Source organism: Bradyrhizobium sp. MI1.7 (genome assembly GCF_055811795.1).
The window spans coordinates 1-4,406 of sequence record NZ_JBVVPO010000160.1 but is presented as its reverse complement, the minus strand read 5'-3'; the positions used below and the strand labels follow the sequence as shown (position 1 = coordinate 4,406).

Here is a 4,406-nt window from a genome sequence, read left to right as displayed (position 1 = left end):
GCTTCCGGCTGCCGCGATCGGTCCGGTGGCGTCATCGGCGGCCAGCTCGGTTATCGCTGGCAGGCCAGCCAGTGGGTGTTTGGCCTGGAAGCCCAGGGCGATTGGGCGGATCTCAGCAACCAGCGCGTCAGCCTGATCGATGCTTCGCTCTCCACTCGCACCAAAACCAGTGCCATCGGCCTCTTCACCGGCCAGATCGGCTACGCCTGGAATGCGTCACTGTTCTACGTGAAGGGCGGCGCGGCGGTGACAGACAACCGCCTAAGCGTCATCGATAATGCCTTCGGCACCGAGCTCGCCGCGCAAAGCGCTACCCGCTGGGGTGGTGTCATTGGTGTTGGATACGAGTATGGCTTCACCCCGAATTGGTCGGTGGGCGTCGAATACGACCATTTGTTCATGGGGCACCGGAATAATTCGTTCACGGTCGCTGATCCGCGACTTGCCGCCTTTGTGAACGACCGGATCACGCAGGACGTGGACATGATCACGCTGCGCTTCAATTACCGCTTCGGCGGTTATGGCGCCCCGATCGCAGCGCGTTACTGATTTCCTCCAGCGAACTTAAGCCCCGGCGTCGTCCGGGGCTTTTCTTTATCTCTCGACAACGCGGCGGTCCCGCTTAGGAAAAAGCCGGTAGGATCACTCAGGCGGTGCAGACGCCGATAACGCCGAGCATCTGCCTCATTGAGGATCAAGATCGCGATTTGCATGGCGCGGGAAAGCCTGTCCATAAGGGCAATTGAAAGGCGCCGCAAGGTCATCGATGGTCGATGCGCGTTCGAGCCTCAGCCCGAGGCCTGGCCTTAACAACCTCCAAGCCCCGGCCTGCCCCAAACCCAAGGCCGGGGTTTTTTCTCGGCTGCGCGAGGCCCTCGCCAGTGTCCTCTGAGCCAGGCGATCGCCTCATCGAGGCTGTCGGCGCACAGCGCCGGGCCAGGCGCGCCGGCATCACCGGCGGCTCACACCAGGCCGACGCCGAGGACCGGCGGGTGCTCGACAGATTGTTGGCGGACGCCCTCACTGCGGAGCGAAATACCCTCAACGAAGGGACCAATGTCAGCTACAAAGAGAAGGAAAACCGAGGCAAGTCCTCTGCGGAAAATCTAAGAATGGCTAGCAATCAGGCCCCGCTTTTACTTTACCCCGCCGAGTTTCGGTCGCTCCGTTCATAAAGAAGATGGCGCTAGACACGACCGATGCACACGCTACGTTAGTCCGATAGTTTGGTAGTCGCGTACTGGTGGCGGACGTGAGCTTTCAGATGTCGATACTCAAAATCCTCGCCGGCCAGCCCGATGGCCGGGCCAGTCTTGACGTCGTCAAGCAACACCTGGCTCTTTTCTACACCAGCGGACCCGAGTGGACCGGTCGCATGAAGCTTCTGGCTGCGCGGGCACCAGACCTCGATATCTTCGGCCAAAAGCTGATCGCGCGCGAGCCAGGCGAGTGGCGTATCACGGACGCGGGCCGGGACTTGCTCTCGGCGGTTGAGCAGCCACCTACGACCGTATCTAAAGATCTTACGCTCGGCGAGCTGATCGAGAATCTGCCGGCCAGCGAGTTTGCCTCGCCGCCCCCGCCCCCGCAACGTCGTCTAGAAGAGCACAAGCGTCGCCGCGGCATCCAACGCCGGGTCGCACGAACGCGCAGATCGGCATAAGAGCTCCCGACTACCTTATCGCTCCTCGACCAATGGCGCTCATGACGTCGAAGAAAAGCGCGAGCGGGAACCGTGACGAACCTGCCTTCAAAAGATCACCTTCGGTGAGATGCGCGCCTCCGGCGCCCGCGACGTCCTGAACTACACCGCGACTATGGCTGCTGCCAGCATGTCGACGCCAGCGCTGACGGCTGGGTCCTCCAGTTCAACGCCGCCGACTATCTTGGCGCTGCATTGACCGGCGATGGACGTGACATCGAGGCTTGGCAACCCGCAAAGTTACCGTTCTGAAGGACAAAGATTGCCCTCTGCGAGGCCGGCCTCTGGGACGCCGTTACAGACCCAGCACCAGCGTATACGCGAAAGATGCTGAAAGAACGCTCAGCCCAATAATGGCGACTTTGAAAACGAGGTCTCGCGCTGCCACGATGCCCTCCACGAGTTCGCAAATCACTTGAATCTTACGCTTTATTCCGGAGGTTGCAATTCGGCTTCACAACGTCAACGATGCGATCAACGCGAGACCAAACGCGGCTGATGCCCAGACCAGTGATTGGTAAATCCAGTACCGACGGCGATTTCATGACGCGCCTTCCTCGCATGAGGAGGCCGCTCGATAGGCAGCTGCGCCATTGAGCCAGATCAATGAACGTCGTTAATCACATTCTAAAAAGCGCGAAAGAGAGCAGCGCCACCGGCAGCATGCCGACAGCAATGACTGCGATCCGAAGGAGCACTTCCCGCCACATGGGTAATCGTAACGGGCCGCGCCCCAAGGGGGCTGCAGTTCGTGCCAGCTTGACCGAAACAGTAAGAGGAATTCGGCAAAAAGCTGCGCGACTAGAAGGGTCTACGCCCTCGGGAGACCAATGACCGCAGAACGGTCAACAAATATAAGCTCGCGATCACGCCAGCGTCCGACCAAACGCCAGCTGGCATTAATCGCATGGACGGTGGCCCACCCGGCTCGGGACGCAAGCTTCAGCGAGAGGGCCATGATCGCCGACAAGCTGACCCGGTGGCTGACCCAGGCTGAGCAGCATCAGGTCTCGAAATTCATCGCGGACGAAACGGCGATGCGCAAAGCACTCAACAAGCGGGTCACGAAGCGATAGCCGCCAAGTGCGGATGAGGACGCACGGGCCAGCCCACTTTGACGGGAGGCGATCTCACTTGCCTTCCGACTTCGCGATCTCTGCAAGGTTCTCAAGCTGGCTCCCAAGCGCTGCCCAGCTCCGTGAGATGTTCGTCAGCACGGTCGCTCGGCGGGGTGAATTCCTCGGATCAGCGGCACGTAGTTTGTACTCGGCGGCATAAGCGCGGCATTGTTCAGCTGTAGGCACGTTGTCCCCTTGTGCGCATCAGTGTCACTGTCGTGTGACCGATGGCGATGAGACGATCATCACCATTGCAAGGAAGCCGACACAATCAGGAGAAGCCGCGATGCAGCTATGGGGCTTTGCCGTGCCCCACGATGCGGCGGCCCGTCACCAGACCGATACACGACGCCAGCGAGCACAACCGCGCTGACGGCAACAGTGACAATGCTCCACTGTCCCTTGGTACAGTACCATCGCGTCAGTCGCCAAATACTATGCTTCACTCCACCTTGGGGTGGAGCTTATCGTTCCGCGCACCGAGACGTATTCGATTGGCTAAAAATCAATAAAAGAGTAGCCCGCATGTTTGTGCGTAATACTACGGGGCGGTCCCTCTGCCCTAATTCGCTCACTGACCTTGGCATCACGAGCGAATCAAATCCGGGCGTCAGTTCGAGTGTATTGATCTACAAAAAGGGGAAAGCAATTTTCAGTGAGAAGGAACCTGCCGAATACGTCTATCAAGTAATCAGGGGAGCGGCGCGCAGTTACAAACTGCTCTCTGACGGTCGACGCCAGATTGGCGCATTCCATTTGGCCGGAGATATTTTCGGGCTGGAGAACAGTGGGACGCATCGATTTACGACCCAGGCGGTGGTCGAGACGACGCTTCGCCTGATCAGACGGCAAACTCTAGAAATGGTCGCCGAAACCGATCCAGCTGTCTCGCGCAACCTACTCCGTATGACTACCAGCAACCTCGAGCACGCGGAAAATCATATGCTGCTGCTTGGCCGTAAATCGTCATCGGAGAGAGTTGCCGCGTTCTTGCTGGAGATGGACAAGCGCCTGACCGCCACTAACTCAATGGCACTCCCCATGTACCGTCGCGATATAGCTGACTACCTCGGCTTAGCACTCGAAACGGTGTGTCGTGTTCTATCCAGGCTGCATGGAGCGGGCGTACTTGATTTCACCGCTGGTAGTCACCGGGAAATCGTACTTCTCGACCGAGAGCGGCTGGCAAACCTCGATCCACCAGATTAGGTCCAGTTCAGGACGAAGCTGAGTGCCCTCGAAGCAGGCTAAGTGCGGCCGGCCGCAGCGGAGTTGACGGGTGTTCGAGATGACGAACCTAAAATCCAGAGCCGTTTATTTGGTTCTTCTCGTGGTTCAACTGACAGGAGCACTCTTCATAATCTTGGACGGCCTGCCCGAATTTAGGCACTTGATAATCCATCCCGGTGAGCAGCTGCCGTTCGAACGGTCCGATAATCTTGCTAGGCCCGTCATTATCATTGCGATGCAGGTCGCCTATTGGTATCGCCTGCGACGCGTTCCGCTCCCACCTCCGCGCTCGAATCCGATCCTGAGTCACCTGTTTCTGTTTCTGGGGCGTCTCGCCTTTATTTTCGGCGGCTCGC

At 58.8% G+C, this 4,406-nt stretch carries 3 protein-coding genes and 1 pseudogene; all 4 read left to right on the top strand.

All coding sequences use genetic code 11. The features are described 5' to 3' along the window. Positions 1-549 (top strand): outer membrane protein (locus tag AC0L3X_RS46545; protein WP_473317550.1); only part of this gene is annotated, 549 nt, incomplete at its 5' end. Between the two features lie 715 nt (positions 550-1,264). Then, positions 1,265-1,663, top strand: coding sequence for a hypothetical protein (locus tag AC0L3X_RS46540; protein WP_244623476.1), 399 nt, complete (start codon positions 1,265-1,267; stop codon positions 1,661-1,663). A 1,682-nt stretch (positions 1,664-3,345) separates the two neighbouring features. Beyond that, positions 3,346-4,029, top strand: coding sequence for a helix-turn-helix domain-containing protein (locus AC0L3X_RS46535; RefSeq protein WP_063981927.1), 684 nt, complete (start codon positions 3,346-3,348; stop codon positions 4,027-4,029). A 79-nt stretch (positions 4,030-4,108) separates the two neighbouring features. Next, positions 4,109-4,406, top strand: a pseudogene (locus AC0L3X_RS46530) (hypothetical protein); the annotation flags it as partial.

Bases quoted from the DNA above. Each gene is read 5' to 3' on its own strand.
- AC0L3X_RS46540 (WP_244623476.1), top strand. From the start codon at position 1,265: ATGTCGATACTCAAAATCCTCGCCGGCCAGCCCGATGGCCGGGCCAGT.
- AC0L3X_RS46535 (WP_063981927.1), top strand. From the start codon at position 3,346: ATGTTTGTGCGTAATACTACGGGGCGGTCCCTCTGCCCTAATTCGCTC.